The sequence below is a fragment of the Massilia sp. METH4 genome (assembly GCF_037094685.1).
Classification (GTDB): domain Bacteria; phylum Pseudomonadota; class Gammaproteobacteria; order Burkholderiales; family Burkholderiaceae_D; genus Rugamonas.
The window spans coordinates 3045301-3068804 of the sequence record NZ_CP146614.1 but is presented as its reverse complement, the minus strand read 5'-3'; the positions used below and the strand labels follow the sequence as shown (position 1 = coordinate 3068804).

Sequence of the window (23504 nt, the reverse complement as noted above, 5' to 3'; positions counted from 1 at the left end):
CACGGGTCAGCCGGGCGAATAAATGATGTGGGGGCGAGATTTTCGCAAAAAAACAACGAGTCTGATCTGCAAGCAATAGGCGGCCCCCGGCGCCGTCATGCACTTGTCACACGATCCGCTCGTATTCGGCCTGTTGTTCGTCCAGCCCGGCACACAGGCGCTCGAACGCCGCCGCCACCTGCTCCGGCTCGCCCTTCACGCCCAGCTCGATATGCCGGCGCGTTTGCGCATCCCCCACGCTGGGCAGGCTGAACACTTTCACGCCCGGCCACGCGGCTTCGATTTCTTCCATCAGCGGCGTCAGCGCCGCCTCGGCGCCGTCGAACACGAGCACGGCCTGTTCCGCGTGCTGCTGGCGGTTGAACAGGTGCGCGTAATGCGTGTCGAGCACCCATTCGATCATCGGCCAGGCCATCACGGGAAAGCCCGGCACGAAGTGATGCGTGCCGAGGGAAAAGCCCGCCACGTTGTTGTACGGGTTCGGGATCAGCTCGGCACCTTCGGCGAATTCCGCCATCTTCAGGCGCTGCAGGTTGTCCGGCGCGTTCAGGTCCGCCTCGCGGCCTTCCTCGCGCGCCACCTGCAACACGCGCTGGCGGATGTTTTCCGCACCCTGCGGATGCAGCACCAGCGGCCGGCCGAGCGCGGCCGCGGCGGCCTGGCGCGTGTGGTCGTCCGGCGTAGCGCCGATGCCGCCGGTCGAGAACACGATATCGCCGCCGGCGAAGGTGCGCTTCAGCGTGGCCGCGATACGCTCGGGATCGTCGCCGATATACTCGGCCCAGGCGAGCTGCAGGCCGCGCGCGGCCAGCAGCTGCACCACTTTCGGCAAGTGCGCATCGGTGCGCTTGCCCGACAGGATCTCATCGCCGACGACGATCAGGCCGATCTTCTTCTCATCTGTGCTCATGTCTGTTCCAACTCCTGGATGGGTGCGCTGCGCCCGCGCAGCTGCGCCAAGGCTTCGAGACAATAATACTGGAACCACAAGCCGGTAAAAATGAAGATCAGGACATAGATCCACACGGCCGCGGCCAGCAGGAACGGGAACAGCACGACCGACAGCGCGGCCCCGCCGATCCACACGATCGCCGGCAGCGAGCCGGCCGCGCCGGACGCCACGCCGATCGCCAGCAAACCCCATTTCTTCTCGCGCTGGATGGCCTCGATCTCCTCGGCGCTGGCGTGCTCGGACAGCGCGTCGTAGCTCATCACGCGCGAGGTGAGCCAGCCCCACAGCAGCGCCGACGCCATGATGGCCAGCGGCGGTATCGCATACAGCGGCAGCAGGCACACCCAGATGACGACGAATACGAGGAACAGCGAGATCGCCTTGCCGATGCCCTTGACCAGGCTGCCGCCCTGCCGCTTTTCCAGATGCGGGTAGTGGCGGTCGCCCACGTGCTTCACGATGGCCGGCACGGCCGCCACGCCGATGAAGATCAGCGCCGTGAGGATCATCAGCGGCAGCAGCAGGAGCATGGCGAACAGCGGCACCACCACCGTCTTCAGCACGGCAAGCCCGATGGTCTCCAGCCAGGCGCTCGAGTACTCGTACAGTTCGAATTCGAAGAAGTGGCCCGTCAGCCAGTCGAGCAGCGGCTGCAGCGTGAAGAACAGCACCACGCCCCAGACGGCGACGGACAGCAGGAACGGCACCGCCGACAGGATCAGCATGCGCCCGTGCAGCTGCGACAGCACCGCACGGCCATAGGCATTCAATACGCCACGCATCAGTTGGCCCTCCGGCTGCGCGAGAATTCGACCATGCGCCGCATGCCCAGCCACTGCTGGCGCCAGAAGCCGCGGCCATAGTCGCGGCCCGGCACCTCGGTGCCGTCGGCACGGGTGCGCGGCAGCTGGTCGCGCACGCCGGTGCGGGCGTACGCGGGCGTGAAATTGGCGGTGCCGAACAGCATGTCCCACACGGGGAGGATCACGGCGAAATTGCAGCCGCCCAGGGAACCCTTGCCGTGCGATTCATGGCCAATACCGGCCGCATGGTGCAGCCGGTGGTAGCGCGGCGACACCAGCAGCCGCTCGCCCAGCGATCCGAAATGGATGCGCACGTTGGCGTGCTGCAGGCTTTGCAGGATGCGCGAGGCCGACACCAGCAGCACGTACTGGCCCGGCGGCACGCCGATCGCCAGCGCGATCAGCGCCAGCCAGAAGTCGCGCAGCAGGTCGTCCAGCACGTGGTTGCGGTCGTCGCTCCACAGGTTCATGTCCTGCTGGCTGTGGTGCAGGCTGTGCAAGCCCCACCACCAGCCGAAGCCGTGCTGGGCGCGGTGGAACCAGTAATCGCAGAAATCCAGTACCACGAAGTACACGAGGAAGCTGGCCAGCGGGTGCATGTCCGTGACCAGGTTTTCCAGGTTGAACGGGCTCACGTTCTCCAGCCTCAGCCAGCCCGCCGCCGTGTCCATCATGGGGTCGAGCGTGAAGAAGACCAGCAGCGGAAACAGGCCGATGCGGTGCAGGAAGGTGTAGGTGAAGTCGTTCCAGCGCGCGCGCCGGTCGGAGAAGGCATGCACGGGAATGGCCGCTTCCAGCGGCCGCAGCACGAGGAACACCAGCGCCATCTCGAGGATGCCGATGAGGAACCATTCGGTGCCTTCGAAGGCGTCTTCGAGCAGGTCGCCGAAGCCGGCCTGGTACATCACGGGTTCGATGGCGGCCTGGAACAGCCAGCCCTGCGCCTGGGCGAACCAGTCGGTCAATAATTGGATCATTTCTTTATTTTATTCGAGTGATCGTGCAAATAAGCAGGATGCTCCGGCACCGTGCCGAAGCAGAAACCCTTGCGCTCCAGTCCCGCGATCAGCGGTTCCAGGTTGGCCGGCGCCCACGGATCCTTGCGCGACCAGATCCCCATGTGGGCCATGAAGATGTCGCCATCCTTCAGGCCCGCCAGCGATTGCTGGAGCAATAACGCATTCGGGTAGCGGCTGGAGGACAGCTCGTCGCCGGAAAATCCGGCCGGCGACCAGCCCACGTGCGCATAGCCGCACTCCCGCGCCGCCGCCAGCGTGCGCGGCGACGTCTTGCCGCCCGGCGCGCGCCAGATGGAGTCGAGGCGCCGGCCCGTCAGCGCCATGAAACGTTCGTCGACACGGCGCAGCTCGTCGCAAAACTGCGCAGCGCTCCAGCTGGCCTGCTTGCCGGCGCCGGCGCCGAACTGCGGCTTCACCACGATCGCGCCTCCGGCGCCATCCTTCACGTAGTACACGTGGTCGAAGGTGTGCGACCCGAAGGCGTGGCCTTCGGCCACGCGCGCGCGCCAGAACGGCGCCCACGAAGGGTCGAGCGACCAGTCGCCGCGCACCGTCTTCTCGTTGGCGAGGAAGAACGTGGCGCGGATGCCGTGGCGCTTGAGCGTCTGCGCGATCAGTTCGGCCTGCGACTGGCTGCCGGTATCGAAGGTGAGGTAGATGGTGCCGCGGCATGCCGGCGCGCCCGTTGATGGTGCATCGGTTGCCGATCCGACGGCGGCCGGCAGCAAGGCCGCCAGCGCCGCGGCGGCCAATAGCGAAGCGGGCGACATGCGCTCTACAGGCGGTTGGAGGAATTGGCGAAGAATACGCCGTGCGGCGAGCGGCCCACCGGGATCATCTTGACCACCTTGCGGCTGGCCAGGTCGATCACGGCCACCTTCTTGATCCAGCGCAGCGTGACCCACATGGTCTTGCCGTCGGCCGTGATTTCCATGCAATCGGGCCCGCCGGGCACATTGATCTGGCCGACGTTCTCCAGCGTCTTCTGGTCGATGATGTTGATCGAATTGGCCACCCGGTTCGACACATAGGTGTACCGGCCGTCGCCCTGTGCGCGGAAGTTGTGCGCGCCGGCACCGGCCTTGATGCGCTTGACCGTCTTGCGCGCGCGCCAGTCGATCACTTCCACGTAGTCGCTGCCCATGATGCCGACCAGCAGGTAGCGGTCGTCCGGCGTCATGGCGATGCCGGCCGGCAGCTTGCCGACGGGGAGCGTCCAGCGCACGGTGCCGCTGGCCAGGTCGATCGCGCTGACCTGGTCGCTGCCCTGCTGCGTCACGAAGGCCGTGGTGCTCTTGGCATCGAAGGCCACGTGGCTCGGCAGCTTCGGCAGCGGGATGCGCCGGGCCAGCGTGAAGTCGCGGCCGTTGTAGCGGTACAGGTCCACGTGGTCCAGGCGCAGGGCTGTCGAGACGAAATACTTCTGGTCCGGCGTGAAACCGATCTGGTACGGGTCGAGGATATCCTTGATGCGGCGCTGCACCTGGCCCGTCTTCGGGTCGAGGAACACCAGCTCGTTGCCCATCGAGCTGGCCACGATCAGCGATTTGTTGTCCGGCGTGGCCATCAGGTGGTGCGGTTCCTTCCCGACCGGGAAGGTCTGCAGGCTCTTGTGGGAACCCTGGTCGAGCAGCTGCACGGTGGCGTCGCGCGAATTGAGCACGACCACGACATTCGCGTGGGCGGCTTCCGTGACGGCCAGCATGCCGATCAGGCCGGTTGCAAGGAGGCGGCGGATACTGCGGAACATGGAGACTCGCGGCACAGTGATAAAGGCTTTATTCTACGGCCATTGCCGCGCTCGCCGAGAGACCCGCCCATTTGCATGGGCATTCATTGCTTCCTGTGAGGAAGGAAAACAACGGCTTTACAGAACGTCATTGCCGGGTTGGCCACGCACCTTAACAACTAGCTTATGGACGGCGCCTTGCACTACAATCGTCAGCCCGAACCAACATGTAAAGGAACGCCCATGTCCATCACCACCACTCCTTCCGGCCTGCAGTACGACGACGTCAAGGTCGGCGACGGTGCCGAGGCCAAAGCCGGCCAGAACGTCACCGTGCACTACACCGGCTGGCTGCAGAACGCCGACGGCAGCAAGGGCGCCAAGTTCGACTCCAGCAAGGACCGCAACGACCCGTTCGAATTCGCGCTCGGCGCCGGCATGGTCATCCGCGGCTGGGATGAAGGCGTGCAGGGCATGAAGGTCGGCGGCACCCGCCAGCTGATCATCCCGGCCGACCTGGGCTACGGCGCGCGCGGCGCGGGCGGCGTGATCCCGCCGAACGCCACGCTGATCTTCGACGTCGAACTGCTGGGCGTGTAATGCGCCTGCCGGTATCGACACGCTGGCCGCTGCTGGCGGCCGCCCTGCTGATGGCGGCGGCGCTGTCCGGCTGCGCCGTGGTGGCCGTCGGCTCGGCCGTCGTGGGCGCCGGCGTGACTGTCGCCTCGACCGCGGTCGACGTGGGTGTCGCTGCCGGCAAAGGCGTCGTCTACGTGGGCAAGGCTGCCCTCGGCTCGGACGATGACGAGGAAGACGAGGAAAAGAAGAAGTAAGAAAGAAGTACGGAAGAATCCGTCACGAAGCCCGGCGACCGCCGGTACGGCAAAGGCGTCCTCGCGGCGCCTTTTTTTTATCGTTAGCGCTGCCAGCCGCGCTGCATGGCTTCCTGCTCCGCCTTCGCATCGAGCGGATCGCCGGAAATGCGCTGCTCGATGGCCGTTTCCACCGGCGGCGCGATCTCGCCGGCCGGCTCGGAAGCGGCGCCGGCGCGCGCCGGCCGCGGGTTCTGCATGACCAGCGGCAGGCGCCATTCCTGGCCGACCTTGCAGGCCAGGCCGTCGATCTCGACCGTGCCGATGCCGCTGGCAAAGCTGCGGCAGTAGCTGCCATCGGCCGAGACGAACGACATGCCGATCCGCACCGCGCCGGCCGCCCGCGCCGCCGCGTTGGTGGCCACGCCGGCGGCGCCGGACGGCGCCGATGCCTGCTGCTCGAGCGCGGTAACGAGCCGGCCCTGCGCGACCAGCGTGCCGTCGCGGCTCGCGACCAGGTCGACCGGGCCTTCGTCCGCCTGGAAATACGACAGCCCGAACGTGCCGGCCAGCACGCCCACGACGAGCACCCCGCCCAGCGCCGTCCATTCCGGCCACGACCAGCGCCGCTCGCGCGTGGCCTTGCGCGCTGCCAGCTGCACCGCTTCGCGCCGGGCCCGCACCGCATCCAGGCTCACGATCGTGGCCTGGCGCGCCGGGCGCACCCGCTGTCCTTCGTCGCCCGTGGCGAAGCCGGCGAAGACATTGCTGCGCCGCGTTTTATAGTAGGCAACGCGCCGGGCCAGCGCCAGGTCCGTGGAACACGCCTGTTCCACCGCGCGGCGCGTAGCCGCGTCCAGTTCGCCATCGGCATATGCCATCAGGGTTTCGTCGGAAAAGCTCATGATGTGGCCCGCCTGTGTTCAAGCAACGATGCTTCATATTAGCACCGGGCCGCGCAGGCCCAGCGTCCGCCTCGAACCGCCGCGCCGCCGGCACGCCAGCGGCGCGGCAACCCAGCATCCATATGGGTTCCTGTTGTTCCAAAGGATTACTTTCGGCAAATATTGTGCTAATCTGCGGCCTCTATTAACCACGGAGGTAGTAATGAAAAAAGGCGAACTGATTGCAGAATTTGCGAAGCGGACCGAAATGTCCGGTGCCGCCGCCAACGACGCAGTGAACACCCTGATTGCCATCGTTACCGAACGCCTGAAAAAGGGCGACACGGTCGGCATCACCGGCTTCGGCACCTTCTCGGTTGCCAAGCGCGCTGCTCGCAAAGGCCGCAATCCTGCAACCGGCGAAGCGATCAAGATCGCCGCGTCCAAGACGCCGAAATTCTCGGCCGGCGCGACGCTGAAGGCGGCAGTGAATCCGACCAAGAAGAAGTAACACCCGATCACGCCAAAACGGCGGGCAGGATCCGGTCGCCTCGGATCCTGCCCGCCGTTTCCGCTTTTGGAGGGGGTGCTCTACAGTTTCCCCTTCCGGCCGGCCGCGGGTTTTGTATGATGCGCCATCTCAACCCAACGAGGACACCATGAGCTTGCAAGAACAGTTCGACCAGGCGGTCGCCGATTCGAAGAACCTGCCGGAACGCCCGGACAATATGACCCTGCTGAAGATCTATGCCCTGTTCAAGCAGGCTTCCGCCGGCGATGTGACTGGCGAGCGCCCGGGCATGACCGATTTCGTCAACCGCGCCAAGTACGACGCCTGGGCTGCCCTGCAAGGCACCGCGCAGGATGACGCAAAGCAGCAGTACATCGACCTGATCGAGGAATTGAAAGGCTGATACCGGCCTGATGTTTCCTGGGCCGGCAGGCGCCGGCCCTTCCCGTCATTCCGGCGCAAACACCTTGCGCATCTTCTCGGCGACCTTGCTCTGGATCGCCGGCGCGAACGCGCCATACAAGAATCCCAACTTGATCTGCATGTGCGCCTGGTTGTCCAGCAGCGTGAGCGTGCCTTCCACGCCGCTCTTGCCGAAGCGCAGCACGTCGCCCTGCCACTGGCAGGAAAGGTCCAGTTCGCGGGCGAGCTTGTCCGCCACCTGCTGGGCGGCGGCGCGCGCCGCTTCCGGCGGCAGGTTGTGGGGTTGGGTGATATTGATCATTCTTGCGCCCGGCAAAAAGGCGCCATCATGCCATAACGCTACAGCAGGCGGAAGGCGGCGACCGCCACGGCGGTGGGCAAGGCCGCCGCGAGGAACAGGGGCAACGCGGCCACCGTCTGCAGCGCGAAGTGTTCCTTCAGGATCGACATGCCCGCCGGGTTCGGCGCGTTGGCGATCACCGTGAGCCCGCCACCGGCCACGGCGCCCGTCACCAGCGCGTACTTGAACTCGTCGGTCAACCCTTCCACCAGCGAACCCAGGTAGGTGAGCGCGGCATTGTCGGTGATCGCCGTGAGCGCCGTCGCGCCATAGAACACGGCTTCGCTGCTCATGCTCATCAACACCGGCTGCAGCCACCACTGCTGCTGGCCGCCGAGCACGACGAGCCCTGCCAGGAAGAATGCGACCAGCAGGCCCTCGCGCAGGATCAGCCGGTCCTGGAAGCGTTCATAGGCATGGGCCACGCCGAGGAAGAACAGGAACAGGCCCATGAATGCCGCCGGATGGTGGGCGAACACCACCACGCCGGCCAGGAACGCCAGGTGGACGAGCACCAGGGGCAGCGGTACCGGTGCGGCCGGGGCGCCCGGAGCGGGCCGGTGCGCCGCCAGTTCGCGGGCGAACAGCAAGGTGGCGCCGGCGGCATTCACGAAGACGGCCAGCGCCGCCTTCCAGCCGATGTGGGCCAGCATGAATGGCAGGTCCCAGCCCCATTTCGCCGCGACCATCAGCACGGGCGGCGCTGCATAGGGCGTGAGCGTGCCGCCGATCGACACGTTGACGAACAACACGCCCAGGGTGGCGTATTTCAACCGTTCCGAAATGCCACCCGCGAAGATGCGCTCCGAGAGAATCAGCGCGGCCAGCGTCATCGCGGCCGGTTCCGTGATGAACGAACCCAGCAACGGCACCACGGCCAGCACGATGAAGTACGTGGCCATGCTGCCGGGCAGCGGCAGCGCGCGCGCCAGCAGCGCCACCGCGGCCTTCGTGCTCTGCAGGATGGGCCGCGTGGCGGCAATCACCATGATCACGAAGACGAACATGGGCTCGGTGAAGTTGCGGCTGTCCAGGTAGGCCACCGCCTCGCCGCGCCCGGCCGCGGCGGCCATGAAGCCCACCAGTACCAGCGCCCAGAAGCCGAACACCACTTCCACTTCGCCCAGCAGGTGCCAGACGCCCGCGTGCGCGGGGAAGCGGTACGCCAGCCGTTCGAAAACCTTGGCCGTGAACGTGTGGACGATGGCGGCGGCGAATAGGACCGCGCCTGCGATCTCGATGGTGCTGGGCGTCATGCAGGGCTCCGAAAAGACGATCTCGACATTGTAAGCGGGCAAGGAATGCGTGACTGTCACGTCCGAAGTTTGAGCCGGATCAAACTTACGGCGTTCGCACGGGATGACCATCATTTCTCAGGTGGCGATGCAGGACCGCCGTGCCTGCTGCGGCACGCTGAACAATGCCCAGTATTTCGACCTGGAGGATGTGCTGGAAGTGGAACGGCAGGCGCTGGCGCGATGGTGCCAGGGGTATGCGGCAAGGCACAGCACCATCCATCGGCGGCCGGCGCGGCGGCGGGTGGGGATGAGCTGGCGGTGAACAAGTAGCGCCCTTCGTTCCACTCGCGGACTGATCACATCGACTGCAACCGTTGGCCGGCGAACACCGGTCGGCGGCCAATACAAGCTGCGCCACGCATCGGAGACCCCATGAAAATCATCGCGACCAAAAGTGGCGGCTTCGCCGGCCTTACCCAGACCCATGAAGTCGACACGGCCACCAGCCCGGCCGGCCAGGCGCTGGAGGCGGAACTCGCCTCCAGCGCCTTGTTCAGCACCATGCGCGGCGCCGCCGAGGAACCGGTCGGCGCCGACATTCCCCGCTGGACCATCACGCTCGAAGGCCGCGACGGCGAACGGCGCAGCGTGAGTTTCGCCGAGGATGGCAGCCCGGCGAGCGCGCGCTGGCGGCCCTTGCTGGACCGTATCCTGGCCGCCTGATCCGCGCCCCGATCCCGCGATTCGAGCGGCTCGCGCCGCGCCCCGGCAACGGCGCGCGGCGCATTTGCTTATATGTATTGTGTCTAAGCCTGAATTGTGAGAAAGGGCGAATTGCCCTAAAATACAGTGCTTTGCTGAAGTTGGGATTGTGTCATCGACCGCTTCACACCAACATTGATAGGACTGCTATGACCCACGTTGTCACCGAATCTTGCATCGCCTGCCGGTATACGGACTGCGTCGATGTTTGCCCGGTAGATTGTTTCCGCGAAGGCCCGAATTTCCTGGCAATTGATCCCGACGAATGCATCGACTGCGCCGTGTGCGTGGCCGAGTGCCCGGTCAACGCCATTTTCGCGGAAGAAGATGTGCCGTCCGACCAGCAGCAGTACATCAAGCTCAATGCGGACCTTTCCCGCAACTGGCCTTCGATCACGAAGACCAAGCCAGCCCTGCCGGAAGCCGAGCAGTTCAAGGACGTCAAGGAAAAGCTCCACCTGCTGGTGCGCTAAACGGCAGCCTCCGGCACCTTGCGCCGGGTCGCCCTACCCTGGAGCCGACCTTCGGTTTCGCGAGCGTGCCGCATTTGAATTCACAGGATAGAAATCGTCATGAATATCGTCAGCACCCCTCCCGGTGGCTTCCATGAAACGGATGCCGTCATCATCGGCGCCGGTCCGGTCGGCCTGTTCCAGGTCTTCGAACTCGGCCTGCTGGAAATCAAGGCCCACGTGATCGATTCGCTGGCTGCCGTGGGCGGCCAGTGCGTGGAACTGTATCCGGACAAGCCGATCTACGATATTCCCGCGATCCCCTCCTGCACTGGCCAGGAATTGACCGACGGCCTGCTCAAGCAGATCGAACCGTTCGGCCCCACGTTCCACCTGGGCCAGGAAGTGACCGTCGTGCAGAAGCGCGAAGACGGCCGCTTCGACGTGGAAACCAGCCTGGGCACGAAGTTCATCACGAAGACCATCTTCATCGCGGCCGGCGTGGGTTCGTTCCAGCCGCGCACGATGAAGGTCGACGGCATCGAACAGTTCGAAGGTTCGCAGGTGTTCTACCGCGTGAAGGATCCTTCGCAGTTCGAAGGCAAGAACATCGTCGTCTGTGGCGGCGGCGACTCGGCGCTGGATTGGGCGCTGAACTTCGTCGGCAAGGCCGAATCCGTGGTGCTGCTGCACCGCCGCGAGGACTTCCGTGCCGCCCCGGCTTCCGTGGCGAAGATGAAGCAGCTGTGCGAAGACTACGAGATGCAGCTGATCATCGGCCAGGTGTCGGGCATCGAGCAGAAGGATGGCAAGCTGTCCGAACTGCGCGTGACGGGCGCCGACGGCGTGACCCGCCGCGTGCCGCTGGACATGCTGCTGGTGTTCTATGGCCTGTCGCCGAAGCTGGGCCCGATCGCCGAGTGGGGCCTGGACATCGAGCGCAAGCAGCTGAAAGTGGTGTCCACCGAGAAATTCGAAACGAATGTGCCGGGCATCTTTGCCGTCGGCGACATCAACACCTATCCGGGCAAGAAAAAGCTGATCCTGTCGGGCTTCCACGAAGCCGCGCTGGCCGCCTTCGGCGCCGCGCCATACATCTTCCCGGACAAGAAGATCCACATGCAATACACCACCACGTCGCCGAAGCTGCACAAGGTGCTGGGCGTGGAAACGCCGGTCTTCGACTGATAGAGCCGTCTTACCTGGTCTTCGGACCTGTCCTACAGAAAAGCAGCGGAAACGCTGCTTTTTTTGTTTCAGCGGCACTATTATCGTAGGTACCAGAGGCTTAGATCCGGCGTTTTGTTGCTTTTCTGCCCGTTTCTCGGGGCACCAGAAAAATGCTTTACGTCAAGAAGAAACGGCCTATAATGGGCTAATGATTTCCGCGCTGCACGCTTCGCCTCGGCGTTCAGACGCAGCGCACATGACCCGGGAACACCTATGCTTTACCAACTCCACGAGATGCAACGGACCTTCCTGAACCCGCTCATGCAGTGGGCCGAAGCGTCCTCGAAACTGTTCAGCAACCCGGTATCGCCATTGGCGCACACGCCGTTCTCGCAGCGGATCGCCGCCGGGTACGAGCTGCTGTACCGCCTGGGCAAGGATTATGAAAAGCCGGCCTTCGGCATCGACACCACCACCGTCGACGGCAAGCCGGTATCGATCATCGAGCACGCGACAGTCACGAAACCGTTCTGCCGCCTGATCCATTTCCGCAAGGACGTGCGCGAACCGCTGAAGCAGCCTACCGTGCTGCTGGTGGCGCCGCTTTCCGGGCACCATTCCACGCTGCTGCGCGATACCGTGCGCGGCCTGTTGCCGGAACACGACGTCTACATCACCGACTGGACCGATGCGCGCATGGTGCCGCTGTCCGAAGGCCCGTTCCATCTCGACGACTATATTTTCTACGTGCAAGATTTCATCCGCCACCTGGGGCCGGATGTGCACGTGATCTCCGTCTGCCAGCCGACGGTGCCGGTGCTGGCCGCGATCTCGCTGATGGCGACCAATAACGACCCGAAACTGCCGAAGACGATGACGATGATGGGCGGTCCGATCGATCCCCGCAAATCGCCGACGGCCGTCAACAACCTGGCCACCGAGAAGCCGTTCTCGTGGTTCGAGAACACCGTGATCTACCCGGTGCCGCCGAACTACCCGGGCTTCGGTCGCAAGGTCTACCCCGGTTTCCTGCAGCATGCCGGCTTCATCGCGATGAATCCGGGCCGCCACGCGCAATCGCACCGTGAGTTCTACATGCACCTGGTGCGCGGCGACGACGAGTCGGCGGAAAGCCACCGCAAGTTCTACGACGAATACAACGCCGTGCTGGACATGCCGGCCGAGTACTACCTGGACACGATCAAGACCGTGTTCCAGGAACACCGCCTGCCGAACGGCACGTGGGAAGTGGGCGGCCAGCTGGTGCGCCCGCAAGATATCAAGACCGTGGCGCTGCTGACGGTCGAGGGCGAGCTGGACGATATTTCCGGCGCCGGCCAGACGCAGGCCGCGCACGACCTGTGCAGCGGCATCCCGGCCGACATGCAGGAAGACTACGTGGTGCCGCAGGCCGGCCACTACGGCATCTTTTCCGGCCGCCGCTGGCGTGAACTGGTGTGCCCGAAGATCACCTCGTTCATCCGGCAGCATTCCTGAACCGATATCTCCTCGAAGATTAGCCGCCCACCCGGGCGGCTTTTTTTTCGTGCTTGCCGGGGAAACAGGCGCTGAAGCATATGGTGTCGTACCCTATTTTCCTCCGGAAAATAGTGTACGACACCGGTTTTCCCTTCAATCCCCTGCTACCCCCACCTCGCCGATCCTTTTCCAGTACTCCCGCTCCACCGCCCCGAAATCCACCCCCTTGGCCGCGTCATTGAACGCCCGCTGCTGCACCAGTCCGGCCTGTGTGCGCTTGAAGCAGATGTGCACCGTGCGACCGGCGAACAGCCTTTCGTTGACGGCGATGCGCTCGCGGTCCTCCGTCTTGAACCGGGTCGTCAGCAGGTGCCGCAGCACGCGCCGCTCCACCAGGACCGCCGGATAACGCCGGGCCAGCAGCTTGCGCAGGTTGGTCTCGTCGTTGACGCCCTCTTCCACGCTGAGCCCGCCCTGCCGCACCAGCGTGTCGAACGCCTCGCCGTTCGAAAAACCGGACACGGTGCCGATGCGCACGCCGCGCAACTCGGCCAGTTGCGTGGCGCGCACGGGCTTGTCCTTCAGATAGGCCAGCACGATGCGCGTGTCGCCGACCGGTGTCGAAAAATGGCACAGTTTTTCCCGCTCGGGCGTGCGCCAGACGGCCAGGAAGCCGGCATAGCGACTGTCGTGCAAGCCCAGTTCCATCGCGCGCTTCCACGGGAAATAATCGATGCGGGCGGTATAGCCGAGGCGGTCGAGCACGGCGCGCAGCAGGGCGCCGGACAGGCCATCGTCGGGCAGCCCATCGCTGACGAACGGCGGCCACTCCTCCGCGGCGAAACGGATCGTTAGCGGCGTTTGCGCATGCGCCGGCGCACTGCCGACTGCCCAGCACAGCGCGCAGATTAATGTCCGGTGAAATGCGCGACGGAACGCGCGGCCCAGCAGGCGGCGCGCGCTCATGCCGGCACGGTCTCCATGACGATAGGATTGTCTTCCATGATGCAATGCTCCCACAAGGCGGCGGCAAAGCCAAGCGTGGGCGGCCATGACGCCGATGACGATACAGTACGAATGAAGGATAATGCGTCTTTGCCGCCGCGCCTTTTGCTTCCACTTCGCCGTGACCGCCACCTTGACCGAACCGAAAACCCTCGCCGACCGCATCGAAAATGTCTTGCCGCAAACGCAATGCACGAAATGCGGCTATGCCGGCTGCCGGCCCTATGCCGAGGCGATCGCGGCGGGCGAGGCGCGCATCAACCAGTGTCCGCCCGGCGGCCACGAGGGCATCGCGCGGCTGTCCGCCGTCACTGGCTACCCTGTCATTCCCTTGAATCCCGAGAACGGCCTGGAGCGCCCGCGCGCTCTCGCCTACATCGACGAGGCGCTGTGCATCGGCTGCACGTTGTGCATCCAGGCTTGCCCGGTCGACGCGATCATGGGCGCGGCCAAGCAGATGCACACGATCCTGCCCGAGCTGTGCACGGGTTGCGACCTGTGCGTGAAGCCCTGCCCCGTCGACTGCATCGTCATGTACCCGGTGACGGAAACCACCGGCTGGGATGCCTGGTCGCAGGAGGCCGCCGACGCGGCGCGCAGCCGCCATGATTTCCGCATCGCCCGCCTGAAGCGGGAACGGGAAGAAAACGATGCGCGGCTGGCCGCCAAGGCGCAGGCCAAGCTGGAAGCGGTGAACAACCTCGCGCCGGAGAATGCCGCGGAACTGGCCGAGAAGGAACGCAAGCGGGCGATCATCGCCGCCGCGATGGAGCGGGCACGCTTGAAGGCCGAGGCGGCCAAGGCGGCCGCGGCCGCCCAGAGCAAGGACGAGAACACCAAGCCCGAACAATGAACGCAGCCAAACGCTACGAAATCTTTCGCCGACTGCGCGAAGCCAATCCGCACCCCACCACCGAACTCGAATACACGACCCCGTTCGAATTGCTGATCGCCGTGCTGCTGTCGGCGCAGGCCACGGACGTGGGCGTGAACAAGGCCACCCGCAAACTCTACCCGGTGGCGAACACGCCGCAGGCGATCCTCGACCTGGGGCTGGAAAAGCTCGTTACGTACATCCAGACCATCGGCCTGTTCAACACCAAGGCCAAGAACGTGATGGCCACTTGCAAAATCCTGGTCGAGCAGTACGGCGGCGAAGTGCCGCGCGACCGCGAGGCGCTCGAAGCACTGCCCGGCGTGGGCCGCAAGACGGCCAACGTGGTACTCAATACCGCGTTCGGCGAGCCGACGATCGCCGTCGACACGCACATCTTCCGCGTGTCGAACCGTACCAATATCGCACCTGGCAAGACCGTCGATATCGTGGAACAGAAGCTGCTGAAGTTCGTGCCGAAGGAATTCCTGCAGGATGCGCACCACTGGCTGATCCTGCACGGGCGCTACACATGCGTGGCGCGCAAGCCGCAGTGCTGGAACTGCATGATCGTGGATTTGTGCGAGTACAAGCAGAAGACGCCGGCACCGGCGGTTGTGTGATGGGCCGGCATTTGCAGGCGCTGATCGAAGCAGGTAGCGTTTGAGCAGCAGGGGTCTGTCCCCGGTAAGTGTGAACTTCTGCGCTTGCCGCTTGCTCGTCGAGGGGACCGACCCCGGTTTTTCGCAATGCCGCTGGGGCGCTGGCAAAAAAGGGGTCAGTCCCCTCGATCCATGCTGGCGTCTGCGTTCATTGCCTACAACTGGCGGGGACAGACCCCTATGCTGGCGACTGGCGGCGAGGAAAACCGGTGTCGGACACTATTTCCCGCTCGCGGGAAATAGTGTCCGACACCAGAGGCAAAGGCCAGCGCTGCCTTTACAGCAGCACCAGGTTATCCCGATGAATCAACTCCGGCCCCTCGACAAACCCGAGGATGCCTTCGATCTCCGCTGACGGCTTGCGCAGGATGCGCCGCGCTTCGCCGCTCGTGTAGTTGGTCAGCCCGCGGGCGATCGGCACTCCCTTCTCGCTGATGCAGGTGATGACGGCGCCGCGGCCGAATTCGCCGCGCACTTCGAGCACGCCGATCGGCAGCAGCGACTTGCCTTCGCGCGACAGCTTCTCCACCGCCCCCGCGTCGATCACGACCTGGCCCGCCGTGTGCAGGTGGTCGGCCATCCACTGCTTGCGGGCCGTGAGGTGGCCGGTCTGCGCCTGCAGTTCGGTGCCGATCGCCTCGCCCTCGGCCAGGCGCGTAAGCACGTCCGGCTCGCGGCCGAAGGCGATCACGGTGTGCGCGCCGGATTTCGCGGCGCGCTTGGCGGCCAGGATTTTCGTCAGCATGCCGCCGCGGCCCAGGCTCGAGCCGGCGCCGCCGGCCATCGCTTCCAGTTGCGGATCGCCGGAGATGGCGTTCGTGATCAGGAAGGCCGCCGGGTCCTTGCGCGGGTCGGCCGAGAACAGGCCGCGCTGGTCGGTCAGGATGATCAGCGCGTCCGCTTCGATCAGGTTGGCGACGAGCGCGCCCAGCGTGTCGTTGTCGCCGAACTTGATTTCATCGGTGACCACCGTGTCGTTCTCGTTGATGATCGGGACCACGCCCATCGACAGCAGGGTCGTGAGGGTGGAGCGCGCGTTCAGGTAGCGTTCGCGATCGGCCAGGTCGGCATGCGTGAGCAGCACCTGTGCCGTGCCGATGCCGTGCGCGCGGAAGCTCGTTTCATAGATCTGCGCAAGGCCCATCTGGCCGACGGCGGCGCAAGCCTGGAGTTCATGCACGTCGGTGGGGCGATGCTCGAAACCCAGGCGCAGCATGCCTTCGGCAATCGCGCCGGAGCTGACCAGCACGACCTGCTTGCCCAGGCCGCGCAGCGCGGAAATCTGGGCGGCCCAACGGGCGATCGCCGCCTGGTCGAGGCCGCGGCCATCGTTGGTAACGAGCGAAGAGCCGACCTTGACGATAATGCGGCTGGCTTTCTTGATGACGGAGTGTGTGGCGCTGGAATTCATGGGCGGCAAATCGTTTCAGGAAAAATGGACTTGTTGTCGCAAGGCTGGTTGCCCTGCTTTGCCGCTGACGCTGCCCGGCCCCGGGATGGCGGGTCGAACAGGTAACAGTTGGAAGAATTTTAACCGGTAACGCCGCTCTTTACCGAATCGGATATGGAAAAGGCCCGCATGGCGGGCCTTTTGTTTAGAAACCTCAGTCGAGCACCTTGAAGCGGGGATCGTCGGGGTCGATCGAAGAGATGCCGCGCGCTTCTTCCGTCATCTGCGTTTCCTCGGCGCGCTGCTCGCTGTGGCGCTTCTCTTCCAGGTACTGGTAGATGGCCGTCACGAGTTCCTGCGTGCCCTCGCGGGACAGCGCGGAAATCTCGAACACGGGGCCTTTGAAGCCGAACTTCTTCACGAAGTCCTTCACGCGCTTGGCGCGCTCCGCTTCCGGCACCACGTCCAGCTTGTTGAGCACCAGCCAGCGCGGCTTCTCGGCCAGCGCCGGATCGTACTTCTCCAGTTCCTTCACGAGCGCCTTGGCTTCCTTCACGGGATCCACGGTCGACTCGAAGGGCGCGATGTCCACGATGTGCAGCAACAGGCCCGTGCGCGACAGGTGGCGCAGGAACTGGTGGCCCAGGCCCGCGCCTTCGGCGGCACCTTCGATCAGGCCGGGAATGTCGGCGATGACGAACGACTTTTCATGCGACACCCTCACCACGCCCAGGTTCGGGTGCAGCGTGGTGAACGGATAGTCGGCGATCTTCGGGCGCGCGTTGGACACGGCCGTGATGAACGTCGACTTGCCGGCGTTCGGCATGCCGAGCAGGCCCACATCCGCCAGCACCTTCAGTTCCAGCCGAAGTTCGCGGCGTTCGCCTTCCTTGCCGTCCGTCTTCTGGCGCGGCGCGCGATTCGTGGACGTCTTGAAGTGGATATTGCCCCAGCCGCCCTCGCCGCCCTTGGCGAGCAGTTCGACCTGGCCATGCTCGGTCATGTCGGCGAGGATCTCGCCGGTCACATCGTCGATGATGAGCGTGCCGACCGGCATGCGCAGCGTGACGTCGTCGGCACCCTTGCCGTAGCAATCGGAGCCGCGGCCGGGTTCGCCGTTCGACGCCCGGTGCATCTTGGAGTAGCGGTAATCGACGAGCGTGTTGATGTTACGGTCGGCCACGGCCCAGATGGAGCCGCCCTTGCCGCCGTCGCCGCCATCGGGACCGCCGAACGGACGGAATTTCTCGCGCCGGAAAGAGGCGCAGCCGTTGCCGCCGTCGCCAGCGATGACTTCGATACGTGCTTCGTCGATGAACTTCATGATAATCGCCCTTACTAAGGCCTGAAAATGAAAAAGGCTCCACCGTCGGCAGAGCCTTTAGTTTCGAAAGGCTTGCGCCTTAAGTCACTGTACTGTCCGGATTACTGAGCAGCCGGAACGACCGTGACGAACTTGTTGTTGCCCGCGCCCTTGGTCACGAACTTGACCACGCCGTCCACCAGTGCGAACAGGGTGTGGTCCTTGCCGGTGCCCACGCCTTCGCCTGCGCGAACCGGGGTGCCACGCTGGCGAACGATGATGCCGCCGGCGTTGATCGTTTGACCGCCGTAAACCTTAACGCCCAGGCGTTTTGATTCGGAATCGCGGCCGTTGCGGGTAGTACCGCCACCTTTTTTGTGTGCCATGTATTGCTCCTTGGATGACTAAATTCAGATCAGCGATCAGCCGTTGATCGAAACGATTTGGATTTCGGTGTAGTTCTGGCGATGGCCCTGGTGCTTCTGGTAGTGCTTACGACGGCGCATCTTGAAGATTTTCACCTTGTCGTGACGACCTTGGGAAACCACTTTCACCAGAACCTTTGCACCTTCAACCAGCGGAGCACCAAACTTGATGCTGTCGCCCGCGCCAACGGCGAGGACTTGATCGATGGTGAGTTCGGAACCAATGTCAGCCGGTATCTGTTCTACTTTGAGTTTTTCGCCAGCGACAACTTTGTATTGCTTGCCACCGGTTTTTATGACCGCGTACATGATTGAAACCTCATCAAATGTTAAGAAAATTCCCTGCCTCGACGCATCGATACGGCCATGCGGAGCTCAGGGAACCAACGATTATACATGCATGCCAAAAACACGTCAAAAAGTATTCACAAAGCCTGGCGCTCGTGGTATGTCGGCAACGGGCGGCGTGCATGTCGTATAATCGCGGCACTTCAAACCCGACCGAAGCAGGCTTGCCTTGTCCACCCCACCCACCAGCCAGAACAACATCATCAGCACCATCGCGGCCGACATGGAAGCCGTCAACGGCGTGATCCGCCAGCGACTGCACTCGGAGGTGGCGCTGGTCAACCAGATCGCTGAATACATCATCAGCGCTGGGGGCAAACGCATCCGCCCTGTCCTGGTGCTGCTGGTGGCGAACGCCTACCGGTACGAAGGCGCGGCCCACCACGAACTGGCCGCCGTGGTCGAATTCATCCACACCGCCACGCTGCTGCATGACGACGTGGTCGACGAATCCTCGCTGCGCCGCGGCCGCGCCACGGCCAATGCGCTGTTCGGCAACGCCGCCTCGGTGCTGGTGGGCGACTTCCTGTATTCCCGCGCGTTCCAGATGATGGTCTCGCTGGACAATATGCGCGTGATGCAGATCCTGTCCGACGCCACCAACGTGATCGCCGAAGGCGAAGTGCTGCAGCTGTTGAACATGCACGATCCCGATGTTTCCGAGGACAGCTACCTGAAAGTGATCCGCTCCAAGACGGCCAAGCTGTTCGAGGCGGCCGCCGAACTGGGCGCGCTCGTGGCCGGCGCCAACGACGAACTGATCGCCGCCGCCGGCGAATACGGCCGCTCGCTGGGCACGGCCTTCCAGCTGATCGACGACGTTCTGGATTACGCGGGCGACGCCACCGAGATCGGCAAGAACGTGGGCGACGACCTGCGCGAGGGCAAGCCGACGCTGCCGCTGATCTACCTGATGGAACACGGTACCGAGGAGCAGCGCCAGCTGGTGCGCTCCTGCATCGAGACGGGCGACGAACAGCATTTCGACGCCGTGCTGGCCGCCATCACCTCCAGCGGCGCGCTCGACTACACCCGCCGCGCCGCCGAAGTGCAGGCCGATCGCGCCACCGCCGCGCTGGCCACGATGCCGGAGAGCCGCTACAAGGAATCGCTGCTGCAGCTGGCCCGCTTCGCGGTGGACAGGACGCACTGAGCGCCCCTTGCCACGCCTCGCGGCCGGCGCCGCGCAAGATGGTGATCGTTTCCAATCGCGGCGGCCCAACCTGCCGGCCGCTGCCCGCATTGGCTGGAACACAACTATAATCGGCGTTCCCACAGAGGACATCCACCCATGAAAAAGAACTCCGCCAATAGCGAGACCCCCACCGCCGAACCGCGGCTGTACCGCGTCGTTGCCGAGCGCGTGCAGCAGATGATCCAGGACGACAAGATCGGCCCTGGCGAGCGCCTGCCGGCCGAGCGCGAGCTGGCCGCCCGGCTGTCCGTCAGCCGCGCCTCGCTGCGTGAAGCGTTGATCGCGCTGGAGCTGGGTGGCGTCGTCGAGGTGCGCGGCGGTTCCGGTGTCTACGTGTGCGAACAGCCCTTGCCGGCGGACGTGCCGGAAACGGGCCCGGGCCCCTTCGAGGTGCTGGCCGCGCGCCGCATGATCGAATCCGAGATCGCCGCCATCGCGGCCAAGGCCGCCACGGGCGCCGCCGTCGACGCGATCCTGCGCGCCGTCGAACAGATGGAGCGGCACCACGAGGACCGCGCCAGCAACGAGCAGGCCGACCGCAACTTCCACCTGGCGATCGCCCGCGCCACCGGCAATACGGCCCTCGTCGGCGTGGTCGAATACCTGTGGAACAACCGCGGCTCGCTGTGGCACAAGCTGAAGGAACACTACCAGACCGAGGAACTGCGCCTGCAAACGCTGCCGGACCACCGCAAGATCCTCGAAGCCATCGCCGCCCACGACCCCGCCGGCGCCCGCCACGCCATGCGCTCCCACCTCGAGCGCGTCACGCGCACGTTCTCGCGCGGCTGAAGCGGCACCACTGGCTGCTGCTCCGCTGGGGTCTGTCCCCGCCGGTTGTTGGCCGAGACCATCGTTGCCAAAGTAGATCAAGGGGACTGACCCCGGTTTTTTGCATGCCTCTCGAACGCTCACGCAAAAAACCGGGGTCAGTCCCCTTGTCGCTTGCCGCTGACTGAGCGGCATGCCCCGGACTGGCGGGGACAGACCCCAGGGGCCTCAGCCATTGTAGTGGTCGCCCACCTTGCTTAAGTGGCCAGACCAATCTAGAATGGCCTGACCAAAAGCCACGCCAACCCTGACGGAGACAAGGTGAAAAACTCGACCAAACTGCTGGCCGCCCTGGCCTGCTGCACGCTGCTGGGCGCCGCCCATGCCGAAGGCCCGTTCCGCAATCCGGACAACAAGAACCTCAAGGACCTCTCCGAGGGCACGTATCCGGTGCCGTACAAGATGCCGGTGGAGGCCGAGATCACCGAGCAGCTGAACCGCATCCGCGCGTACATGGACAAGGCGACGCCCACCCACGTGGTGAACAAGCAGACCGGCGCCGAGATCACCGACTTCAAGAATCCCGTCAAGGAAGCCGCGATCGCCGAAGCGGCGGGCGACTACGGCGTGATGGTCTACGAAATGGGCGTGGTGCACGCGGGCCTGATGAACGCGGCCGACGCCACCGGCGACAGGAACTTCACGGCGATGACGAAGCGCCACTTCGACTTCTTCGGCAAGACGCTGCCCTACTTCCGCGCCCAGGAAGCGAAATTCAAGCTGGAGCGCCAGAACAGCTTCGCGCGCTTTATCGACCCGCGCTCGCTGGACGACACCGGCTCCATGTGCGCCGCGCTGATGCGCGCCAAGGCCAGGAAGATCGGCCCGGACCTGAAGTGGATGATCGACAGCTGCAGCGACTGGGTCGCCAACAAGCAGTTCCGCCTGGCCGACGGCACGATGGCCCGCAAGCGCCCGCAAGCCGTCTCGCTGTGGGGCGACGACATGTACATGAGCATTCCCGCGCTGGCGGAGATGGGCCGCATGACGGGCGAGCGTAAATATTACGACCTGGCCGTGGCGAACGTGCTGGGCATGTCCGAGCGCCTCTACAACCCCCAGCTGAACATCTTCACGCATGGCTGGCACGAGCACGTGCCGAACTCGCCGCGCTTCTACTGGGCGCGCGCCAACGGCTGGGCCGTGCTGGCGATGAGCGACCTGCTCGACGTGCTGCCGAAGGACCACCCCGGCTACGACAAGGTGCTGAACCAGCTGAGGAGCGCAATCAAGGGCATCGCCGAGCTGCAATCGGGCACCGGCCTGTGGCACCAGATGATCGACCGGAACGACTCCTACCTGGAGACTTCCGCCTCGGCCATGTTCACCTACGTGATCGCCCACGCGATCAACCAGGGCTGGATCAGCCCCACCACCTACGGCTCGATCGCGCAGGCCGGCTGGGTGGGCGTGTCCACCAAGATCAACGCGCAGGGCCAGGTCGAGGGCACGTGCGTGGGCACCACGCTGGCGTCGGACCAGATCTACTACTACAACCGCCCGGTCAGCGTGCACGCGCTGCACGGCTACGGCCCGGTGCTGCTGGCCGGCGCCGAGATAATCAAGTTGCTGAAGAACCCGAACGTGAGCGTCGAATACAAGCTGCGCACCTATCACTACCAGCCTAAAGACGGCGGCAAGACCGACTACCGCGAACATCAATGAAAGGATGACGATGACCCGCTCGACCTTCAAACTGGCGACGATCTCCGCGCTGCTGCTGGCCGCCAACCTGTGCAGCGCGGCGAGCCTGCGCGTGATGCTGTCGCATGACCTGGACAGCGCCCGCCCGTCCGAGACGGTGACGGTACCGTGGAAGGACGTGAACGCCGCCCTGCCCGGCGCGCTGATCCAGCGCATCGTCGTCAAGGACGCGGGCGGCAATCCCGTGCCGTTCCAGGTCACGAACGTGGCGCCGCAGGCGAAGGACCCGCACAACGTGGGCGCCGCCTACGGTGAGCTGATCTTCCAGCACAGCTTCAAGGCCGGCGAGAAGAGCGCCACGTACACGGTGGAGAAATCGGACGCCATCGCGCCAGTCTTCCCCACCAGGACGACCGCGCGCTACATCCAGGAACGCCTGGACGACTTCGCGTGGGAAAACGACAAGCTGGCGCACCGCACCTACGGCCCCGCGCTGATGGCGCCGGCCGCGCCGGGCAGCGGCAAGGAAGTGCTGCAGACTTCCGGCCTGGACCTGTGGTTCAAGCGCGTGCCGTATCCGATCGTCGACCGCTGGTACAACAAGGGCCATGACCATTACCACAAGGACGAAGGCGAAGGCATGGACTTCTACAACGTCGGCAAGTCGCGCGGTGCCGGCGGCACCGGCGTGTGGGATGGCAGGACGCTGCACGTCTCCACCAACTACGCGGGCTGGAAGGTCCTGGCCAACGGCCCGGTGCGCTCGATCTTCGAGCTGCGCTACGACGCCTGGGATGCGGCGGGAACACCGGTCACGGAAGTCAAGCGCTTCACCGTCGACGCGGGCCACCAGCTCGATCGCATCGAGAGCACCTTCGAGTTCAAGGGCCCGTCCACGCTCACGGTGGCCATCGGATTGAACAAGACGCCGACCGACAAGGGAGAAAATGGCGTGGTCGACGTCAAGCGGGACAAGGATACCGGCACGCTGCTGCAATGGATCGAGCAGCGCAGCAAGGGCGCGTTCGGCACCGCCGTGATCCTGCCGACCGCGCGGGACTTCGCGGACGATGCGTTGAACAACCTGGTGCTGGCCCAGGTGAAATCCGGCGAGCCGCTGCGCTACTACGCCGGCGGCGCGTGGAGCGGCGCGGGTGAGATCACCAGCGCGGCGCAGTGGCAAGCGTATGTGGCCGATTTCGCGAAGCGCGCCGCGCATCCGGTCAAGGTGAGCGTGCAAGCGCAGCCTTGAT

Annotated in this window: 28 protein-coding genes; 15 read left to right on the top strand and 13 right to left on the bottom strand. The window is 64.7% G+C overall.

The window, feature by feature from the left end; translation table 11 throughout:
* Positions 1-106: 106 nt before the first annotated feature.
* Genes V6Z91_RS13615 through V6Z91_RS13595 form a run of 5 tightly spaced genes read right to left on the bottom strand, consistent with a single transcriptional unit; the run spans position 107 to position 4524 of the window.
* Entirely contained in the window at positions 107-910 is an 804-nt protein-coding gene (locus tag V6Z91_RS13615; protein WP_338771129.1) for a molybdopterin-binding protein, read from the bottom strand.
* Positions 907-1734, bottom strand: a complete 828-nt coding sequence (locus V6Z91_RS13610; protein WP_338771127.1) for an EI24 domain-containing protein — start codon at positions 1732-1734, stop codon at positions 907-909. Before V6Z91_RS13610 ends, V6Z91_RS13615 begins: the two co-directional genes overlap by 4 nt.
* On the bottom strand, positions 1734-2732 hold the full coding sequence (locus tag V6Z91_RS13605; RefSeq protein ID WP_338771126.1) for a sterol desaturase family protein: 999 nt from the start codon (positions 2730-2732) through the stop codon (positions 1734-1736). The genes V6Z91_RS13610 and V6Z91_RS13605 overlap by 1 nt, the downstream gene beginning before the upstream one ends.
* Positions 2729-3544, bottom strand: a complete 816-nt coding sequence (locus V6Z91_RS13600) for a polysaccharide deacetylase family protein (RefSeq protein WP_338771125.1) — start codon at positions 3542-3544, stop codon at positions 2729-2731. Before V6Z91_RS13600 ends, V6Z91_RS13605 begins: the two co-directional genes overlap by 4 nt.
* 5 nt (positions 3545-3549) lie before the next feature.
* Positions 3550-4524 (bottom strand): cytochrome D1 domain-containing protein, encoded by a 975-nt coding sequence (locus V6Z91_RS13595; protein ID WP_338771124.1) that lies wholly within the window; start codon positions 4522-4524, stop codon positions 3550-3552.
* Positions 4525-4746: 222 nt separating this feature from the next.
* Between V6Z91_RS13595 and V6Z91_RS13590 the strand changes: the two genes are divergently transcribed.
* Positions 4747-5103, top strand: coding sequence for an FKBP-type peptidyl-prolyl cis-trans isomerase (locus tag V6Z91_RS13590; protein WP_338771122.1), 357 nt, complete (start codon positions 4747-4749; stop codon positions 5101-5103).
* The gene (locus V6Z91_RS13585; protein ID WP_338771121.1) at positions 5103-5336 is read left to right on the top strand and encodes a hypothetical protein; all 234 of its coding nucleotides are present in this window, start codon (positions 5103-5105) and stop codon (positions 5334-5336) included. The genes V6Z91_RS13590 and V6Z91_RS13585 overlap by 1 nt, the downstream gene beginning before the upstream one ends.
* Positions 5337-5419: 83 nt before the next feature.
* On the opposite strand, the gene V6Z91_RS13580 is transcribed toward V6Z91_RS13585, so the two are convergent.
* Entirely contained in the window at positions 5420-6220 is an 801-nt protein-coding gene (locus V6Z91_RS13580; RefSeq protein WP_338771118.1) for a hypothetical protein, read from the bottom strand.
* A 202-nt stretch (positions 6221-6422) separates the two neighbouring features.
* Here V6Z91_RS13580 and V6Z91_RS13575 point away from each other — a divergent pair, with 202 nt between their 5' ends.
* Positions 6423-6710: an HU family DNA-binding protein gene (locus V6Z91_RS13575; RefSeq protein ID WP_050409188.1), complete on the top strand. Its 288-nt coding sequence runs from the start codon at positions 6423-6425 to the stop codon at positions 6708-6710.
* A gap of 148 nt (positions 6711-6858) precedes the next feature.
* On the top strand, positions 6859-7113 hold the full coding sequence (locus V6Z91_RS13570) for an acyl-CoA-binding protein (RefSeq protein WP_338771082.1): 255 nt from the start codon (positions 6859-6861) through the stop codon (positions 7111-7113).
* 45 nt (positions 7114-7158) lie between these two features.
* On the opposite strand, the gene V6Z91_RS13565 is transcribed toward V6Z91_RS13570, so the two are convergent.
* Together V6Z91_RS13565 and V6Z91_RS13560 are read right to left on the bottom strand one after the other, a co-directional pair.
* Positions 7159-7434 carry a polyhydroxyalkanoic acid system family protein gene (locus tag V6Z91_RS13565; RefSeq protein ID WP_338771080.1) on the bottom strand — a complete coding sequence of 92 codons (276 nt, stop codon included), beginning with the start codon at positions 7432-7434 and terminating at the stop codon, positions 7159-7161.
* A gap of 38 nt (positions 7435-7472) precedes the next feature.
* Positions 7473-8729: a putative Na+/H+ antiporter gene (locus V6Z91_RS13560; RefSeq protein WP_338771077.1), complete on the bottom strand. Its 1257-nt coding sequence runs from the start codon at positions 8727-8729 to the stop codon at positions 7473-7475.
* 103 nt (positions 8730-8832) lie between these two features.
* Here V6Z91_RS13560 and V6Z91_RS13555 point away from each other — a divergent pair, with 103 nt between their 5' ends.
* From V6Z91_RS13555 to phaZ, 5 genes are all read left to right on the top strand, one after another.
* The gene (locus V6Z91_RS13555) at positions 8833-9033 is read left to right on the top strand and encodes a hypothetical protein (protein WP_338771076.1); all 201 of its coding nucleotides are present in this window, start codon (positions 8833-8835) and stop codon (positions 9031-9033) included.
* A gap of 110 nt (positions 9034-9143) precedes the next feature.
* Positions 9144-9434, top strand: a complete 291-nt coding sequence (locus V6Z91_RS13550; protein ID WP_338771075.1) for a protealysin inhibitor emfourin — start codon at positions 9144-9146, stop codon at positions 9432-9434.
* 188 nt (positions 9435-9622) lie between these two features.
* A complete protein-coding gene (gene fdxA, locus V6Z91_RS13545) occupies positions 9623-9946 on the top strand; it encodes a ferredoxin FdxA (protein ID WP_338771074.1) in 324 nt (107 codons plus the stop codon).
* A gap of 99 nt (positions 9947-10045) precedes the next feature.
* A complete protein-coding gene (locus V6Z91_RS13540) occupies positions 10046-11113 on the top strand; it encodes an NAD(P)/FAD-dependent oxidoreductase (RefSeq protein WP_338771073.1) in 1068 nt (355 codons plus the stop codon).
* A 255-nt stretch (positions 11114-11368) separates the two neighbouring features.
* The gene (gene phaZ / locus V6Z91_RS13535; RefSeq protein ID WP_338771071.1) at positions 11369-12592 is read left to right on the top strand and encodes a polyhydroxyalkanoate depolymerase; all 1224 of its coding nucleotides are present in this window, start codon (positions 11369-11371) and stop codon (positions 12590-12592) included.
* 135 nt (positions 12593-12727) lie between these two features.
* Here the strand turns inward: phaZ and V6Z91_RS13530 are convergent, their stop codons facing one another.
* Positions 12728-13540 carry a transporter substrate-binding domain-containing protein gene (locus tag V6Z91_RS13530; RefSeq protein ID WP_338771069.1) on the bottom strand — a complete coding sequence of 271 codons (813 nt, stop codon included), beginning with the start codon at positions 13538-13540 and terminating at the stop codon, positions 12728-12730.
* A gap of 121 nt (positions 13541-13661) precedes the next feature.
* On the opposite strand from V6Z91_RS13530, the gene rsxB reads away from it, so the two are divergent.
* Together rsxB and nth are read left to right on the top strand one after the other, a co-directional pair.
* A complete protein-coding gene (gene rsxB, locus V6Z91_RS13525; protein ID WP_338771068.1) occupies positions 13662-14432 on the top strand; it encodes an electron transport complex subunit RsxB in 771 nt (256 codons plus the stop codon).
* The gene (gene nth / locus V6Z91_RS13520; protein ID WP_338771067.1) at positions 14429-15076 is read left to right on the top strand and encodes an endonuclease III; all 648 of its coding nucleotides are present in this window, start codon (positions 14429-14431) and stop codon (positions 15074-15076) included. Before rsxB ends, nth begins: the two co-directional genes overlap by 4 nt.
* 316 nt (positions 15077-15392) lie before the next feature.
* Here the strand turns inward: nth and proB are convergent, their stop codons facing one another.
* The 4 genes from proB to rplU all read right to left on the bottom strand — a co-directional run bounded on the left by proB (position 15393) and on the right by rplU (position 18542).
* Positions 15393-16526, bottom strand: a complete 1134-nt coding sequence (gene proB / locus V6Z91_RS13515) for a glutamate 5-kinase (protein WP_338771064.1) — start codon at positions 16524-16526, stop codon at positions 15393-15395.
* Between the two features lie 193 nt (positions 16527-16719).
* A complete protein-coding gene (gene obgE / locus V6Z91_RS13510) occupies positions 16720-17829 on the bottom strand; it encodes a GTPase ObgE (protein ID WP_338771061.1) in 1110 nt (369 codons plus the stop codon).
* Between the two features lie 101 nt (positions 17830-17930).
* Positions 17931-18194 (bottom strand): 50S ribosomal protein L27, encoded by a 264-nt coding sequence (rpmA, locus tag V6Z91_RS13505; protein ID WP_338771059.1) that lies wholly within the window; start codon positions 18192-18194, stop codon positions 17931-17933.
* 36 nt (positions 18195-18230) lie between these two features.
* On the bottom strand, positions 18231-18542 hold the full coding sequence (gene rplU, locus V6Z91_RS13500; protein ID WP_107144413.1) for a 50S ribosomal protein L21: 312 nt from the start codon (positions 18540-18542) through the stop codon (positions 18231-18233).
* Positions 18543-18804: 262 nt separating this feature from the next.
* Between rplU and ispB the strand changes: the two genes are divergently transcribed.
* The 4 genes from ispB (at position 18805) to V6Z91_RS13480 (ending at position 23503) form a co-directional block, all read left to right on the top strand.
* Positions 18805-19734 carry an octaprenyl diphosphate synthase gene (gene ispB / locus V6Z91_RS13495; protein WP_338771833.1) on the top strand — a complete coding sequence of 310 codons (930 nt, stop codon included), beginning with the start codon at positions 18805-18807 and terminating at the stop codon, positions 19732-19734.
* Between the two features lie 138 nt (positions 19735-19872).
* Entirely contained in the window at positions 19873-20568 is a 696-nt protein-coding gene (locus V6Z91_RS13490) for a FadR/GntR family transcriptional regulator (protein ID WP_338771053.1), read from the top strand.
* A gap of 300 nt (positions 20569-20868) precedes the next feature.
* Entirely contained in the window at positions 20869-22272 is a 1404-nt protein-coding gene (locus V6Z91_RS13485; protein ID WP_338771052.1) for a glycoside hydrolase family 88 protein, read from the top strand.
* A 10-nt stretch (positions 22273-22282) separates the two neighbouring features.
* Positions 22283-23503, top strand: a complete 1221-nt coding sequence (locus tag V6Z91_RS13480; protein WP_338771051.1) for a DUF4861 domain-containing protein — start codon at positions 22283-22285, stop codon at positions 23501-23503.
* Position 23504: the final 1 nt, after the last annotated feature.